The organism is Pseudoalteromonas sp. PSi26 (genome assembly GCF_054960575.1).
The window spans coordinates 304,747-320,395 of the sequence record NZ_JBHNYT010000001.1 but is presented as its reverse complement, the minus strand read 5'-3'; the positions used below and the strand labels follow the sequence as shown (position 1 = coordinate 320,395).

The 15,649-nt window shown below is 40.0% G+C and carries 14 protein-coding genes; 6 read left to right on the top strand and 8 right to left on the bottom strand.

Annotation, left to right across the window (positions count from 1 at the left end; genetic code table 11):
• Positions 1 to 199: 199 nt before the first annotated feature.
• From ACFI34_RS01470 to ACFI34_RS01445, 6 genes are all read right to left on the bottom strand, one after another.
• Positions 200 to 643, bottom strand: coding sequence for a ferritin-like domain-containing protein (locus tag ACFI34_RS01470; protein WP_462672139.1), 444 nt, complete (start codon positions 641 to 643; stop codon positions 200 to 202).
• A gap of 174 nt (positions 644 to 817) precedes the next feature.
• Positions 818 to 1,756 carry a LysR family transcriptional regulator gene (locus ACFI34_RS01465; RefSeq protein WP_006794660.1) on the bottom strand — a complete coding sequence of 313 codons (939 nt, stop codon included), beginning with the start codon at positions 1,754 to 1,756 and terminating at the stop codon, positions 818 to 820.
• A 16-nt stretch (positions 1,757 to 1,772) separates the two neighbouring features.
• Positions 1,773 to 3,491, bottom strand: a complete 1,719-nt coding sequence (aceK, locus tag ACFI34_RS01460) for a bifunctional isocitrate dehydrogenase kinase/phosphatase (RefSeq protein WP_462672138.1) — start codon at positions 3,489 to 3,491, stop codon at positions 1,773 to 1,775.
• Positions 3,492 to 3,633: 142 nt separating this feature from the next.
• The gene (locus ACFI34_RS01455; RefSeq protein ID WP_243530886.1) at positions 3,634 to 4,119 is read right to left on the bottom strand and encodes a DUF4124 domain-containing protein; all 486 of its coding nucleotides are present in this window, start codon (positions 4,117 to 4,119) and stop codon (positions 3,634 to 3,636) included.
• 98 nt (positions 4,120 to 4,217) lie between these two features.
• Positions 4,218 to 5,711, bottom strand: coding sequence for a DUF3413 domain-containing protein (locus tag ACFI34_RS01450; protein WP_462672137.1), 1,494 nt, complete (start codon positions 5,709 to 5,711; stop codon positions 4,218 to 4,220).
• 4 nt (positions 5,712 to 5,715) lie between these two features.
• Positions 5,716 to 5,928, bottom strand: a complete 213-nt coding sequence (locus ACFI34_RS01445) for a YejL family protein (protein WP_006794656.1) — start codon at positions 5,926 to 5,928, stop codon at positions 5,716 to 5,718.
• A gap of 62 nt (positions 5,929 to 5,990) precedes the next feature.
• Here ACFI34_RS01445 and yejK point away from each other — a divergent pair, with 62 nt between their 5' ends.
• The gene (gene yejK / locus ACFI34_RS01440) at positions 5,991 to 7,004 is read left to right on the top strand and encodes a nucleoid-associated protein YejK (protein ID WP_375278083.1); all 1,014 of its coding nucleotides are present in this window, start codon (positions 5,991 to 5,993) and stop codon (positions 7,002 to 7,004) included.
• A 591-nt stretch (positions 7,005 to 7,595) separates the two neighbouring features.
• Here the strand turns inward: yejK and rne are convergent.
• Positions 7,596 to 10,736 carry a ribonuclease E gene (rne, locus tag ACFI34_RS01435; protein WP_462672136.1) on the bottom strand — a complete coding sequence of 1,047 codons (3,141 nt, stop codon included), beginning with the start codon at positions 10,734 to 10,736 and terminating at the stop codon, positions 7,596 to 7,598.
• Between the two features lie 778 nt (positions 10,737 to 11,514).
• Here rne and rluC point away from each other — a divergent pair.
• Together rluC and ACFI34_RS01425 are read left to right on the top strand one after the other, a co-directional pair.
• Positions 11,515 to 12,477 carry a 23S rRNA pseudouridine(955/2504/2580) synthase RluC gene (gene rluC, locus ACFI34_RS01430; protein WP_462672135.1) on the top strand — a complete coding sequence of 321 codons (963 nt, stop codon included), beginning with the start codon at positions 11,515 to 11,517 and terminating at the stop codon, positions 12,475 to 12,477.
• A gap of 3 nt (positions 12,478 to 12,480) precedes the next feature.
• On the top strand, positions 12,481 to 13,131 hold the full coding sequence (locus ACFI34_RS01425) for an HAD-IA family hydrolase (protein ID WP_462672134.1): 651 nt from the start codon (positions 12,481 to 12,483) through the stop codon (positions 13,129 to 13,131).
• 15 nt (positions 13,132 to 13,146) lie between these two features.
• Here ACFI34_RS01425 and ACFI34_RS01420 read toward each other — a convergent pair whose 3' ends face one another.
• Positions 13,147 to 13,743 carry a Maf family protein gene (locus ACFI34_RS01420; protein WP_462672133.1) on the bottom strand — a complete coding sequence of 199 codons (597 nt, stop codon included), beginning with the start codon at positions 13,741 to 13,743 and terminating at the stop codon, positions 13,147 to 13,149.
• A gap of 131 nt (positions 13,744 to 13,874) precedes the next feature.
• Here ACFI34_RS01420 and yceD point away from each other — a divergent pair, with 131 nt between their 5' ends.
• Genes yceD through plsX form a run of 3 tightly spaced genes read left to right on the top strand, consistent with a single transcriptional unit; the run spans position 13,875 to position 15,633 of the window.
• A complete protein-coding gene (gene yceD / locus ACFI34_RS01415) occupies positions 13,875 to 14,399 on the top strand; it encodes a 23S rRNA accumulation protein YceD (protein ID WP_006792308.1) in 525 nt (174 codons plus the stop codon).
• A 10-nt stretch (positions 14,400 to 14,409) separates the two neighbouring features.
• Positions 14,410 to 14,580: a 50S ribosomal protein L32 gene (gene rpmF, locus ACFI34_RS01410; RefSeq protein WP_004587686.1), complete on the top strand. Its 171-nt coding sequence runs from the start codon at positions 14,410 to 14,412 to the stop codon at positions 14,578 to 14,580.
• 12 nt (positions 14,581 to 14,592) lie between these two features.
• Complete coding sequence (gene plsX, locus ACFI34_RS01405) at positions 14,593 to 15,633, top strand: phosphate acyltransferase PlsX (RefSeq protein WP_462672132.1); 1,041 nt, start codon at positions 14,593 to 14,595, stop codon at positions 15,631 to 15,633.
• Positions 15,634 to 15,649: the final 16 nt, after the last annotated feature.

Here is a 15,649-nt window from a genome sequence, read left to right as displayed (position 1 = left end):
ATCCTATTAACAAAGCTAGCACAGCTGAAAAATAATACAGTTAAATAAATATTCTAATAACATTAAATGTTTGTATAAATTATGTTTTGATATGTTGCTAAAACAGGTTGAATGATTTTAAAGCAATAAAAAACCCAGCCTATCGCTGGGTTTGTATAAGTAATAACCTATTGAGTATTTAAAGTATGATTCAGGTTATTTAGCTTTTTTGCATACGGCTCATTTCAGCATGACAGCTTTGCATTGTAAGAAGTGTTGCGGCAAGCGCGGCTTCACAATCGGCTGGTTGTGGTTTATCCATCGCTTCTTTAATTTCCGCTAAGGTTTTGTCCTCTACCTCTTCAAGCTCGCTTACATAGGTGCTGTCGTTGTTTGAACTAAACGTGGTAAGAAGCGCGGTGTATGCTCTGCGTACTTCAACAGCAAATGAAGAGCCTTCTTCTCGCTCGCCTTGCTCGTTAATAGCATAGGGTTGCAGGCGTTCAATACTTACTCTGCGCGCATCAATCATGCGCTGAAATAGTGCCCCAATGGCAGGGTCTTTAATATTCTCTTGTGCTTTTTGGTAAAAATCGATACCGCTGTTCATTACTTGAATGATGTCTGAAATATGATTAGCGTCTGTTCCTTGAAGGGTGTTCATAATGACCTCTTTAATGTTATGAATGAAACTTATCATAACTAAAGCAAGGGCCATTCCATTTTAAAAAGGTGATTTAAGTAACTGATATTTATATGTATATAGAGTTTATGAAAATAACTAGGCGAAAAAACACTATGACGCCTAGCAAATCTTACAAATAATCGTGTAATAAATTTATTTTAGTTCATCGGCCACTTCAGCTACTTTTTGACGAAGCCAAATATGGCTAGCATCTCTGTGTAGCAGTGGGCTCCAGATCATGTCTAACTCAAAAGGAGGAATAGGAAAGGGGGGCTCTAAAATTTTAAGACCGGCATCGTCTAAATAAATATTGGCCGCTTTGGATGGCAAAGTAGCCACTAAGTTTTGCTCTTTTGCCAAGTGAATGGCTACATGGTAGTTACGTGTAAATGTGGCAATGTTTCTATGTTTACCAAAATGAGCAAGTGCTTCATCAACCCAACCTAGCTTTTGCACATCTTTAGGATCCATACCAACGCCAACACCAAAGCCTGTTTTACTTACCCATATATGGCGCGCTTTTAGGTAGCTATCAAGACTGAAGTTTTCGATTATTGGATTATCGGCTTTTACTAGGCAGCAAAAGCTGTCTTTCCAAATACGCTTATGGTGAAACGATTGCGGCAAATTTTCAAAGCGGTTAATTGCCATATCTACTTTACCGTTTTCAACATCATGAAAGGTTACATCGCTTGGTGTGAGTATATCTAGCGTTGTATCTGGGGCTTCTTCGTGCAGTTTGCTCAGTAGTTTTGGTGCAAGTGTGCTGGCTGCATAGTCGCTGGCCATTATCCTAAATACACGTTTACTTTGGCTGGCTTCAAACTCTCTATTTGGTGCGAGAGTTTCTTCAAGTGTCATAAGTATGCCACGAATAACGGGCTGTAACTCTATGGCACGCTCTGTTGGCACCATGCCATCGCTAGTACGAACTAAAATAGGATCGTTAAAAAGGTTACGAAGACGCTTAAGGCCGTTACTCATAGCTGGTTGTGTAATGCTAAGCTGATTTGCAGCGCGTGTAACATTGCACTCTCGAAGTAGTGTATCGAGGTATACAAGTAAGTTTAAATCTATTTTGCTTATATTCATGTGTGTGTCCTTGCGCCTACCAGTGATGGATAAAACGCTGTGCTGTCGGGTACGGGTAAATATGATTTATTAGGCCATTTTTTATATTTTGTTGTGCCTGCTTCCAAAAGTTAACATCAATCAGTTCAGGGTGTGTGCTGATTAAAAACTGTTTGTATGTCGGGTTTGGTGTTACAAATGTGCAAAGTTGCTCAGGAAAAACGTCCTGCGGGGCAACAGAGTAGGTTTGCTCATCCATTAAGTAGTCATCATAGCTCTTGGCCTTGGGCAACGCTCTAAAATTCATGTCTGTTAAATATTGTACTTCGTCGTAATCATAAAAAATAATGCGCTTATGTTTACTTACGCCAAAGTTTTTTAATAGCATATCGCCAGGAAAAATATTAACCGCTATCATTTCTTTTAATGCTTGGCCGTATTCCTCTATTGCATCTGCAGCGCTTTCGTCGTCAGCATTTTCTAAAAATAAGTTCAGTGGCGTCATACGGCGCTCAATATACAAATGCTTTATGATCAGCCAATCACCTTCAATGACCATCGATGAGCCAATTGTTTTGTGCAGCTGCTCAAGTAAATTACTATCAAAGCGTGCTAAAGGAAATACGACGTTTGAATACTCTATTGTGTCGGCCATTCTACCAACCCGGTCATGGCTTTTAACGAGTTGATAACGTTTTAAAACTGTGTCGCGACCAAACGGTTTACTCTCACCAAACTTGTCTTTAATGACTTTAAATACATAACCAAAAGAAGGCAGGGTAAACACCATCATCACCATACCTGGAGTACCTGGTGCAATGGTAAATTCGTCATTCGAATGCGTTAAATGATTTAAAAATTCTCGATAAAACTCAGTTTTACCCTGCTTATGAAAGCCAATAGCGTTATAGAGTTCTGCCATAGTTTTGTTGGGCATTAACTCATTTAAAAAGCGTACAAGTGCAGAAGGCGCATGCGTTTCAACCATAAAGTAAGCGCGGGCAAAACCAAAAATAACACGCATCTGTGATGACTTAGTGAGTAGGGCATCTAAGTATAAGCCTTTATCTTCGTGATGAAGAACAGCAATTATAAACGGTTGAACACCACTTTCAGACACAACCCGTCCCACTATGTAAGCAGCTTTATTGCGATAAAACGCGGTATGCAAAATATCAAAGCGCATTTTCCAGGCTTGATGATGAGTGTCGGGAGCTTGCTTATAAAATGCTTTTACTAGCAGACGAATATCGCGTTCTAAATCAACAAAAGGTGCTTTAAAGTCAAAGTGGTTAATAATGCGTTTAATTGTGGGTTTAAGACCATCAACAACCGGAAAGTAACTTCGGTATTCTGATTCAACAGGAACCGATGGCGCATCTTTTAGGGTGGCTTGTACAAATATAAAATCGTTATGAAAATAGCGTCTATGGTAAAGCCTGCAAAACACCGAATTATAAAATGTTTCAGCAAGTTCAGCCTGAGGGTGAAAGCACAAGAACTCTTGGTATAGCTTTTTAACTTCAAGCCAAAGGGTTTCGTCAAGTTCGTGCGAAGGATGGTCTTGTTTTAAGGTATGTATTGTTTCGTTAACACGCTCATCGTAATAACTAATACGTAAACGGCTAATATCATTAATTGCTTGCCAGTCTTGTTTGGCAAATGCAAGGGGCGCTTGAGCGGTTATTTTTTGAAAAAGCTGATAGTGCTTTTTAAAGCCAGTTAAAATTAATTCAGCAATACTACGTGGCTGCATTAGCACTCCTTAATTGACACTAGAGTTTATACTCTATTTTGTTAAGGGTATGTTATTTTAAGTTTAAAACCAAGCTAAATTAATTAGGGCTAAATTAATCGATAAACTAAAAGTGCAAATTGTAAGTTAAGTAATATGTTTGCTAATTACTTTTTTTGTAACGTTCAATTTTTTTCTCAAGTTTTTTAATTCGTTTGGTGACTGTAGATACTTCTTTTTTATATTCTTTATTTATTAGCTTCAGTTTTTTAGTAATGTCTTTTGCAATTCGCTTTTTATCTTCGTCAGCCAGAATATGATTTAGGCGTTCCTTTTGCTTGTATTCATTACGTTGTTTGTTTCTGTCGAGAATAGCAAGCTTATGGTTATTACTTCGTAGCTCGGCCTCTAAGCCTTTTAAAAGCTGTTCTCGTTCAAGTGCATTTAATTGTTTTGAATAATCAACATCAGGCCCTGATTCTGTGACATTAGCTGTAGTCACCTTATAAGCTGTCGCTTGGTTATCACAGGGGAACTGAGAAAAGGTTGTGCCTTTTTCGGTCACGCATTTGTAGTAGGTTGTTGCGTTGCTGTGTGTACTCAATAAAAGAGTACCAAGCACAATAAAAAGGTAAGTAGGTTTAGTCATAATAGCCATCCATGAACGTATTTTTTTTGCTAAGCATTTAACGTGTTATAAAACTATAACCTAGCTTGGCATTATCGCAAGCTAGGTTAACATCATGACTATTCAGAGAAGGTTTTTAGCTTTTTAATGCTTTGTACTAAAAATGGGATATCTAAGCGTTGTTCAATAGAAAACCCCTCAGCGGCAGAAATATTTTTAAAGTTACCATCTGAGTCTATTAAAGTTATTCGATCTTTTTTATATGCAATTACAACACCTTGGCTGTAGTTAACACCCATGTCATCTTTTTTCTTGTACAAATTTACACCGAGCATTGTTTGCTTAGCAATGACACTGCAGTTTAAGTATTTGCCAACGCTTGTTGTAATTAAATCGCTAGGTTGGATAAGCCCATTTACTTCTGCAATGTTTTTATCAGAAGTATATAAGGTTGATGTAGTGACTACTTCAGCGTTTTCGCTTGCTAAACTAAAGGCAAAAATATGCGAGTTGTTACGTGGCGCTTGCTCGGCAGCACCATTAATAACTCTAATGGCATTATTGGTATGAGCTTGATCATTAATAAAGCTCAGGCTATCAATACCCATAACTTTAATACTACGGCGCTGGCTTTGCCATGCAGGCAGTATTTGTTCTTGTAAAATAGCGGCTTTGTAAAATGAAGGTAAACCATATACTAAACCAAACAGCGTATCGTCATGGTTAGTAGGCTGTAAAAACAATTCAGTTTTATGAAGCTCTTTGTGGTTACTAGCAAACTCTACTAGTTGTGCATCAGTTTCAAATACAAATATATCTACATTAGCCTGAGTAAAGTCATCACACTTTGCCAGTGGAGCCGGTGGCTGGTAATTAATATTTTGGTTATTAATTTTTACGCTATGAGCTTGGTTATAAGTTTCTATATCTAGTAAATCGTTTTTAGCCAGTAAGCTTTTAGCCGTGGTTGGGTACGAAAGCGGCAACACATTGTCTTGCTTGGTAATATCAAATTTTAAGTTAGCGTCTGCCCAAATATGAATGCTGTGGCTAAGAGCAAAACAGACCACTAAAAATGAAATTGCATAGCGAGCAAATTTAAACTGCTTTAAGCGTGCCAAATGGTGCCAAGTATAATTGCTTACCACTAATTGAAAACCTAAAATCAATAGCACAATACCGCCCGCAAGAAATGTGGTAAGCGCTGGAGAGGTGGTTAGGCGGTTCCAAAGTAAGGAAATAATTTCAGGCAGGGCTGATGGGTTTAAATGATAACCTAAGTTAACATATACATAGGCGTCTAAAGTTAATAAAGACGCGCCACAGGTTGCAATAATAGCGGCCATGCCACGAATATGGCGTGGGTAAGGAAACACTAAACTTAAAGGAAACACCGTCAGCACAAACGCCAAAAAGGCAATAAAGCTAGTATGGCTAAGCCATGTCACTAGCATGTATGTAATGCCCATGAAGCTTGTTGGTGGCGAGTCAGCAAATAAATAGCTTAAGCTAATTAGTAGCGCTAAACCTATGTTGGCGAAGGTAAACCAATGCCCCCAACTTAGCAACTGACTTGCTTTTGATGAAAACTGATTGTGCTGCGATAAATTCATGCGTTTATTTAACCGACTGTGAAAGTGCTTTTGCAAAGTTCTCAGTTACAGCTTGTCTTTTCCCTGTTGGTACATGCTCTTTTAGGATATGCGTGATAGAATTTCCTAAACACATAAGACTTAAATCAACCGGTGCTTTGTGTTGAGTTAGCACATCAATAAGCTGGTCGACGATTTGTTCTACTTCTTCATTAGAGTATTTTGATAAGATTGGCATCAGTTGGTTCAATAAAATAGTTATATTCCCGTATTTTAACACTTGAGGCGTGAAAAACAAAGATGACAACAGACGTTAAAAAATTAGTCGTTCATTATGTAGACAAAAAAGATGACGATACGCAAATTCACCTTCGCAACGACGAAATGATCATTAATGATAAAGTCGCTGTTTTTATCGAACAATTACACCATGCATTCACGGGTAAGCCAGGTAAAGGTTACTGTGCCTTCAGTGGTGAGAAAAACAGTATTGTTGCGTCATCTATGCAAAGTTACCGCAATAACGAGCTGGGCTTTTGGCATTTAACTGAGCAAGCATCTACCGTATTAAAAGAAGAGCTAGATAAATACGCATTTAACGAAACAGGCTATTTGGTATTTTGTCATTACCAGTACGTGGCTACGGACTACATGTTAATTGCAATGATTAATATTAAAGAGCATTACTCAATGACCTCTGAGCTTGATTTAGCAGCATCGCGTCATCTTGATATTTCTCGTATGCAATTAGCAGCACGTATAGATTTAACCGCTTGGGATACACAACCTGAGGACAATCGTTATATTTCGTTTATTAAAGGCAGAGCAGGGCGAAAAGTTGCTGACTTTTTCTTAGACTTTTTAGGCTGTGAAGAAGGTGTTGATCCTAAACAACAAAGCCAAGTTATGCTAAATGCAGTAGAAGATTATCTATCTGAGCAGCAGTTTGATAAATCAGAAAAAGACGATTTGCGTAAGCAGGTTTTTGATTACTGTAACGATTGTGTAACGACCGGTGAAGAAGCAAGCGTAACCGAACTATCAGCGGCTATTTCAAAAGGCGATGACAGTCCGTTTGACAGCTTTTGCAAGGACCAAAGTTACGATTTAGAAGAAACGTTCCCAGTCGATAAAAAAACCGTGACCAGTATGGTTAAATTTTCAGGCTTAGGCGGCGGTGTGAGTGTAAGCTTTGAGCGCAAGCATTTAGGTGAGCGTGTTACATACAACGAAGCAACAGACACGTTGGTGATTAAAGGTATTCCGCCAAACCTTAAAGACCAACTGCAACGCTTTATGGAAAGTGAAGGCTAATAAGCCCTGTACTGAGTTAACAAACCGATTAAAAGCGTGATATTTATATCGCGCTTTTTTTTGCCTTTTACGCCACTAGTTAATTTAAAGCTAGCTGCTAATTTTTCGCACCTTTATTAAATTAAAGATTCAAATGGCACAAAGAGAAGAGAAAGAGGAGCAAATGAGCAGACAAACAAATTTAGCCGCATTTTCACTTCTCTAAAAGCGCAGCGTCTCATAACCTCTTTGTGAAAAATTTACTAAACGTGATTGCACAAGGAGAAGCGAATGAGGAGTAAATGAGAAGACAAAACCAATACTGTATTTTATAAGTTAATTGTTTTAATCACTTCTCTAAAGCGGAGCGTTTCTTAACCTCTTTGTGAATATTTGTTTTCAGGATAAAAACCCGGTGTTCAAAAGTCAGTGAGTACTCCGTTTAAACGTGCTATGCCACTGTTTAATATTTACTTGTAGACGTAGAGCTTGCTCACGTTAGAAGCGCAGCTTCTTGTTACTGTATTTTGTGCTAAGTAAAAGCATCACCCATTTAAAACAAAAAAGCCCCGCTATTTAAAATAGCGGGGCTTTTAAATTAAGCGTTATTTACTAATCAGCGCTTAATGTTTTTGTCATTGCAGAACTTGCACGACCAGCAGGTTTAATTGAGCCTGGGCGTAAACCACTATCAGGGATAAGTTCACGTTTATCGTGAGCCATAGCCACTGGTACATGTTTTACTTCACTATCTGCTGCAGGAGCAGGTTGTGCCATTGGCGCACTTGCGTGTCCTTTAGTGATCACTGTTTTAAAATTTAAAGTTGTTTCAGTCGCTTCTTCAACTACTGGCGCTGCTTTAGCTTCTACAGGCGTCTCTGTAGTCTCAACCGGAACCACTTCAGCTTCTAAAGCTGGTTCTTCAGTTTTAACTGGTTCTTCAGCTTGCACTGGCTCTTCAGCTTGCACTGGCTCTTCAGCTTTAACTGGTTCTTCAGCTTGCACTGGTTCTTCAGCTTGCACTGGCTCTTCAGCTTTAACTGGTTCTTCAGCTTGCACTGGTTCTTCAGCTTTAACTGGTTCTTCAGTTTGCACTGGCTCTTCAGCTTTAACTGGTTCTTCAGCTTTAACTGGCTCTTCAGTTTTAACTGGTTCTTCAGCTTGCACTGGGTCTTCAGTTTTTACTTGCTCTTGAGCCACTTCAACCTTAGCTAAATCTTCAACAGCAACGGCTTGTTCAACCTGTTCAGAAGCGTCAACAGCCGTTTCTTCCGATTTTGCCTTAAGTTCTGCTTCGTACTCTGCAGCAGCTTGGTCAGCAACTGGCACAAAAGCAGGCGCTTCATCTGATTTACTTTCAGCATTTTCGCCTTCAGGGCGACGACGACGCTGACCCGATGCACGAAGATGGCGAGGAGAACGACGTGAACGTGTACGTGTTTGTTCTTCTTCAGTTTCTACAGTTTTATCTTTCGACTCAACAGTCTCAACTTTTTCTTCTTTTACCGGTGCAGGCTTTTCAGCGGCTACTGGCTTTTCTTGAACTTCAGGCTTTGCTTGAACTTGCGGCTTTTCTTCTACTGCAGCTGTTTCAACAGGAGTTTGTTCAGTTGCTTGTAGTTGCTCAGCGTTTTCGTCCTGAATACGTACTTTCTTACGAACGTTACGACGTTGACGACGAACCTTAGGCTTTTGCTCTTTAGGTGCTTCCGCTACATTGGTATCATCATTTGCTTTTGCAGGCGCATCTGCCGCTTTAGTTTGATCTTTATCAGCTTTGTGCTCAGGGCGCTTACGAGAGTTAGAATTACGACGACGCTTGTTGCGGTTTTCGTTCTTCTCTTGGTTCTCGTTTGCTACCGGTGAATTAGTTTTTGTTTCTACTTCATCAGTATTGCGGTCTGTGCGCTGTTTAGAGCGTGGGTTATTACGACGACGTTGATTGTTATTACGACGGCGATTATCGTTTCCACGGCGCTTATTATTGCGATCTTTTTCTTGCTGCTTTTCAGCGGCTTCTTTTTTCTGCTCTGGTGTTTCGCTAGCAAAAATAGATTTAAACCAGTTAGCAATTGCAGTAAATAAACCCGCTTCTTCTTTAGCGGCTACCGCTGCAGGCATAGCTGCTGGAGTCGGCGCTGCTTGTGGAGCAGGGCTTGAAGGCATAACAACACCCTTAAGCATAGGCTCTTCACGAACAGGTGCAGAAGGCGACTTCGACATTTCAAAGGCTTCTGGCTCAGGTGCAACAACTTGCTCGTAACTTACGGTTTCAAGTGTTTCGTCTTTACGCAAGCGCATTACTTCGTAGTGTGGTGTTTCCATGTGTTGATTAGGAATAATCACTACATCACAGTTATGATGCTTTTCAATACGATGAACACTTCGACGTTGTTCATTTAACAAGTAAGCAGCCACGGCGACAGGTACTTGTGCATTTACTTGAGAAGTGTTGTCTTTAATTGCTTCTTCTTCAATTAAACGAAGGATAGACAGCGCAATCGACTCATTAGAGCGAACTGTACCTTGGCCACTACAACGGGGACATACACCTTGGCTAGCTTCACCTAGTGAAGGGCGAAGACGCTGACGCGACATTTCAAGTAAACCAAAGCGAGAAATTTTACCAATTTGTACACGAGCACGATCTGGGCGCGCAGCGTCTTTTAAGCGGTTTTCTACTTCACGTTGATGGCGTGGCGGTGTCATATCGATGAAATCTATAACAATCAAACCACCTAAATCGCGTAAACGTAATTGGCGTGCAATTTCGTCAGCTGCTTCAAGGTTAGTATTCAGTGCTGTTTCTTCAATATCGCCGCCTTTTGTTGCTTTAGACGAGTTGATATCGATAGACGTAAGTGCTTCAGTAGGGTCAATAACAATTGAGCCGCCTGATGGTAAACGTACTTCACGTTGGAACGCAGACTCAATTTGGCTTTCAATTTGGTAATGCGTAAATAACGGTGTGTCACCTTGATAAAGCTTAACGCGGCTCATAAAGTCAGGACGAAAACGCTCAATGTGCGCTTTAGCTTCTTCAAAAACACGTGGCTTATCAATTAAAATTTCGCCAATATCACGACGTAAATAATCACGAATCGCACGGAAAATTACGTTGCTTTCTTGGTGAATCAAAAATGGCGCTTTAGCACTGTCGGCAGCTTGTCTAATAGCTTCCCAGTGAACTAATAACGCTTTTAAATCGTAATTTAGTTCTTCAAACGATTTACCAACACCCGCAGTACGCACAATTAAGCCCATACCTTTAGGGAGTTCTAAACGGCTGAGTGCTTCTTTAAGTTCGGTACGCTCATCACCTTCAATACGGCGAGAAATACCGCCAGCACGAGGGTTGTTAGGCATAAGTACCAAGTAACTACCAGCAACACTAATAAAAGTAGTTAACGCTGCGCCTTTTTGGCCACGTTCTTCTTTATCAACCTGAATTATTACTTCTTGGCCTTCTTTGATCACGTCACGAATATTCGGACGACCATTAAAGGTGTAACCAGCAGGGAAGTAAGTGCGGGCAATTTCTTTTAAAGGAAGGAAACCATGACGATCAGCACCGTAATCAACAAATGCTGCTTCTAAAGATGGTTCAATACGTGTGATTTTGCCTTTATAAATATTGGCTTTTTTCTGTTCGTGACCTGGGCTTTCTATATCTAAATCATATAGGCGCTGGCCATCAACCAGTGCTACGCGCATTTCTTCTTGCTGCGTTGCATTGATTAGCATACGTTTCATATTGTTACTCTATTAAATTATGTCGCTGACATGACGATGTTTTCTCGCCTGTTCAGTTGTTCCTATTTTTAGAATGTGCAGCCTCACGACTGGGTCTTTAACGGAACGGCTCTGTATTTTCGTAAGCAGTATTTTTTAAATGCTGGCAAACAATAGCGTACTAAACGCTATTAAATTCTTAATGGTGTTAAAACTGTCGGCTTTTCAGCTACGTCTACAAGTTTTACCCAGAAGTCGGCCTGTCATATCAATCTTACTAAATGTCATTCATATTAGGCGCGTAGGGCTCATTAAGTGGGTGAGCAATACAGTGTGATGTATCGCTAAATCCTGGTTTAAGAGCAAAATTCGCTGCCGATGTTAATGAATACTTATTTATTAGATTTTTTTAGTTCTAAATAAGCTGCTTTACGGTACTACAATAATTGAGCAATTGCTGAACGGCGCTTTTTACGCCGTCACTATCAGACAAATTATCTGTTCATTGCTTTTTCAATCGCATTAAAAACCACTTCATGTTCAAACTTAACCTGCAATATATTACGCGCATTGCTGTTAGTTGACCGCACGTGTTTACTAGGTATGTATAAAAGCTTTGGAAAACTTAACTCGGATCTGTATGATCGGCTACCCAGAATGTGCATCACGAATGTTTTAATGTGTTAAGTTAAAAAGCACCGTTGTTATTTGCAAATACTAAATATTTGCGCTGCTGATTATCCCACTATTATAACAGTGTTAGCAACTAAATTATTTTACTTAAATCAGTGATTAGGCAATGTCAGAAAAAACCGGCTTACAAGTATCTTTTGTCACAATCAACGAAGACCATTTAGGTCAGCGAATTGATAACTTTCTTATTACCCATTTAAAAGGGGTGCCTAAAAGCGCAATCTACAAAATTCTTAGAAAAGGCGAGGTGCGTGTAAATAAAAAACGCATTAAGCCAGTGTATAAATTACAGTTAGACGACGTTATTCGTATCCCACCTATAAAAGTGGCAGAGCGCGAAGAGTTTGTGCCTTCAAAACTAGATAAAGTAACGCGCCTTGAAGACGATATTTTATTTGAAGACAAATACCTTATTGTTATAAATAAACCGTCGGGCATGGCAGTTCATGGCGGCAGTGGTTTAAGTTATGGCCTAATAGAAGCGCTACGCGTACTTCGCCCACAAGAGCGTAACCTTGAGCTAGTGCACAGGCTTGACCGCGATACATCGGGGTGTTTACTTATTTCAAAGCGTCGCTCTGTTTTAACATCGTTACACGAGCAACTTCGTGAAAAAACCATGGAAAAAAACTACTGGGCGTTAGTTGACGGGCAGTGGGATGGTAAAACTAAAAACGTGACCGAAGGCCTGCGCAAAAATACACTTAAATCGGGCGAGCGCGTTGTACGTGTTGACAACGTTGAAGGCAAACCGTCGCATACTCGTTTTAAAGTACTAGAGCGTTTTAACGAATGTTCACTTGTACAAGCGTCGCCAGTAACAGGGCGAACACATCAAATTCGTGTACACACTCAGTGCAAAGGGCACCCAATTGCATGCGACGATAAATACGGTGACCAAGCGTTTGATGCAGGAATGCGCAAAGTAGGTTTAAATCGCTTATTTTTACACGCCCACGATTTAAGTTTTTATCACCCTAAAAACGAAACCACTATGCGTGTAGAAGCCCCCCTTGATAAAGCTCTTAGCAATTGCTTATTAAAGTTACGCGCAGCTAAAGAGTCTTAATGTATGGCTAATAATCAATACAAATTAGTTATTTTTGATTGGGACGGCACCATCATGGACTCAATTGGCAAAATAGTTAACTGTATTAAATGCAGTGCACAATCTTTAAATATTGCACCGCCAAGCGACACCGCAATAAAAAATATTATTGGGCTGTCGCTTGAAAAGGCAATGGAGGTGCTATTCCCCAGTTACCCAACAAAGCAAACCGCACTAATTAATGCATACAAGGCACATTATAAAGTTGACCCAACACCTACACCTGTATTTGATGATGTAGCAAACGTTCTCAATGCCCTTAAACAAAACGGGTCAGTACTTGCTATTGCAACTGGTAAAGGAAGAGACGGTTTAGAACGCTTATTAGATCAAAGCCAGCTGAGGCATTTTTTTAGTGCAACCCGCACAAGTGACGACGCACAGTCTAAACCCTCACCCGATATGCTTTATCAATTATTAGCGGAGCTTGGCGTAAATGCCAATGAAGCTGTAATGATAGGTGATACACAAATTGATATGGCAATGGGTAGGGCAGCAAACATGGATCGAATAGGCGTTACTATGGGTGTACACAATGCACAGCAATTAAGTGAGTATGACCCAATTACAACAGTCGATAGCTATCAACAGTTGCAACAGGTTTTAATAGGCTAACACTTAAAGCAAGCGTTAGTTGGTTTGTAGGCTCAATACATCAACATTAAACTCAGCTAATAATTGGCTGAGTTTAATGAGTGGTAAACCAATTAAACTATTAGGATCGTCACCGCTTAGTTTTTCAAATAAACAAATGCCGAGTCCTTCACTTTTAAAGCTACCCGCACAGTTATAAGGCTGTTCTGCATCGCAGTATGCGCTAATTTGTGCTGTTGTTAGTGTTTTAAAAGTCACATTAAATGGCTCAACAACACTTTCGCTTTGCCCACTTTGAATATCAAAAACACATAATCCCGTTAAAAAAGTTACGGTTTGTCCACTAAATAAGCTTAATTGTTTTACAGCGTTTTCTTTATTATGCGGTTTACCTAATATTTGATTATTAAACACAGCCACTTGATCAGAGCCAATAACTAAACCATTGTTAAAGTGTTTAATTGCTTCAGCAGCTTTAAGTTCACTTAAGCGCTTAACTAGGTCATTGGGTTTTTCGTTATCAAGGGCTGATTCGTCAACGTCTGGCGAAAAGGTTTCAAACGGTAAATTAAATTTTTGTAATAAAGACTGCCTAAAAGGCGAGCTTGAGGCTAAAATAAGCGGGTGCTTCATAAATGGTTTTCCTAAGATAAATCAGATTGAGTTAGGATAAATCAGATCCGTGAGTAAAACACGTGAAAAACCTAGTAAAAATGGTTTTTTACTTTGACTAACAAACTAACTATCTATATGATGCAGCCCCTATGCAAAAGGTAAAAATTCCCTTCACTCTTCATCCTGGGAAAGCAGCGCAACACCGTTTATCATACGATGGTATTGTACCGCTTGAAAAACTGACTCGTTTACGAGGTGTTGTACAGGAAGAAGTAGGTGAAATAGCGGTAAAAATTCAGTGCAAAAACGATGAGCAAGGTTTAGTTGTGATTAGCGGCAATTTGTCCACACACGTTACTGTAACTTGTCAACGTTGTAATGATGATTTAGGGTTGGATTTGGATCAAGACTTTATGTATTCGCCTGTTGGTTTGGATGCTGAGTCGGATGATCTTCCAGAAGACTACGATGAAGTAGCGCTTGATGAAAACGGTGAAATTAACGTGTTTGAGTTAATCGAAGACGAACTAATTTTAGCGGTGCCATTAGTGCCTACACACAACGAAGCTTCGTGCAATTACTCGTCAAAGCCTGCCAGCTTTGGTGTATTAAAAGCGGAAGATGATAAACCAAATCCATTTGATATTTTGAAACAACTTAAGAAAGATTCTTAGGAGAAGACTAATGGCTGTACAAAAAAGCAAAAAGTCTCGTGCAAGACGCGGCATGCGCCGTTCACACGATGCGATCAACGGTCCAACTTTAACAGTTGACCAAACTTCAGGTGAGACTCATCGTCGTCACCATGTAACTGCTGACGGTTACTACAAAGGCGTTCAAGTAATTTCTAACTAAGAGATTGCTTTGATGCTGAATAATCTAACCATAGCGTTAGATATGATGGGGGGCGATTACGGCCCCCGTTCATCTATTCCTGCTGCTGTTAGTGCAGTAAACGCTCACGCCAACCTTACACTTTTCTTGTGTGGTAACGAGCAAGTTATATCTAAAGAACTCGAATCCCTCGATTCTTTATCTCACCCAAGACTCATAATTCGTCACTGTAGTGAAATAGTCACCAATGCCTGCGAACCTGCTGTTGCTGTTCGTTCTAAAAAAGATTCCTCAATGCGCGTTGCCCTTGATTTAGTTAAATCAGGCGAGGCTCAAGCCTGTGTAAGTTCAGGTAATACTGGCGCATTATTTTTTATGGCGCATTACGTATTAAAAATGTTACCCGGTGTAAAACGTCCCGCACTTATTTCATCGGTACCTACAGAGCGTAAAAATCCAGTTTATTTGCTCGACCTAGGCGCCAACGTACATTGCGATAGCGAAATACTCTACCAATTTGGCTTAATGGGCTCAGTGGTTGCTGGCCAAGCGCTTGGCTGCGATAACCCACGGGTAAGTTTGCTAAACATTGGTGCCGAAGACATAAAAGGCCACGACGACATAAAACATGCAGCACAATTAATGCAGCAAAGTCCGCATATAAATTATATTGGCTACAGTGAAGGCAGCGATATTTTTACAGGCAAGGCCGACGTTATCGTATGTGAAGGGTTCGTTGGCAACGTTGCCCTTAAAACCTGTGAAGGCATAGCCAAACTTATCATGAATAAGTTCTCAAAAGCCCTCGAAAAACACCTTTTATATAAATGTATGGCGTTTATGCTAAGCCCAATCATAAAAAAACTCTATAAAAGGGTGAACCCCGACCAGTATAACGGTGCTTCTCTGGTAGGATTGCGCGGTATTGTCGTTAAAAGCCATGGAAATGCCTCAGCTAAAGCATTTCAAGCAGCAATCGATGAAGCGGTAAAAGAAGTTGAACGCCAACTTCCCACTAAAATAGCCGCTATTTTCGAAAAAACACATTCTAAAGACACGGTGGCCAATCAGTAAATTGATGTGCCGTGTA

Excerpts from the sequence above, each read along its gene's own strand:
- ACFI34_RS01465 (WP_006794660.1), bottom strand. The coding sequence starts at position 1,756 with ATGAATATAAGCAAAATAGATTTAAACTTACTTGTATACCTCGATACA.
- yejK (WP_375278083.1), top strand. The coding sequence starts at position 5,991 with ATGACAACAGACGTTAAAAAATTAGTCGTTCATTATGTAGACAAAAAA.
- plsX (WP_462672132.1), top strand. The coding sequence starts at position 14,593 with ATGCTGAATAATCTAACCATAGCGTTAGATATGATGGGGGGCGATTAC.
- ACFI34_RS01425 (WP_462672134.1), top strand. The coding sequence starts at position 12,481 with ATGGCTAATAATCAATACAAATTAGTTATTTTTGATTGGGACGGCACC.
- rluC (WP_462672135.1), top strand. The coding sequence starts at position 11,515 with ATGTCAGAAAAAACCGGCTTACAAGTATCTTTTGTCACAATCAACGAA.
- ACFI34_RS01470 (WP_462672139.1), bottom strand. The coding sequence starts at position 643 with ATGAACACCCTTCAAGGAACAGACGCTAATCATATTTCAGACATCATT.
- yceD (WP_006792308.1), top strand. The coding sequence starts at position 13,875 with ATGCAAAAGGTAAAAATTCCCTTCACTCTTCATCCTGGGAAAGCAGCG.
- ACFI34_RS01445 (WP_006794656.1), bottom strand. The coding sequence starts at position 5,928 with ATGCCAATCTTATCAAAATACTCTAATGAAGAAGTAGAACAAATCGTC.
- rne (WP_462672136.1), bottom strand. The coding sequence starts at position 10,736 with ATGAAACGTATGCTAATCAATGCAACGCAGCAAGAAGAAATGCGCGTA.
- ACFI34_RS01455 (WP_243530886.1), bottom strand. The coding sequence starts at position 4,119 with ATGACTAAACCTACTTACCTTTTTATTGTGCTTGGTACTCTTTTATTG.
- ACFI34_RS01450 (WP_462672137.1), bottom strand. The coding sequence starts at position 5,711 with ATGAATTTATCGCAGCACAATCAGTTTTCATCAAAAGCAAGTCAGTTG.
- aceK (WP_462672138.1), bottom strand. The coding sequence starts at position 3,491 with ATGCAGCCACGTAGTATTGCTGAATTAATTTTAACTGGCTTTAAAAAG.
- rpmF (WP_004587686.1), top strand. The coding sequence starts at position 14,410 with ATGGCTGTACAAAAAAGCAAAAAGTCTCGTGCAAGACGCGGCATGCGC.
- ACFI34_RS01420 (WP_462672133.1), bottom strand. The coding sequence starts at position 13,743 with ATGAAGCACCCGCTTATTTTAGCCTCAAGCTCGCCTTTTAGGCAGTCT.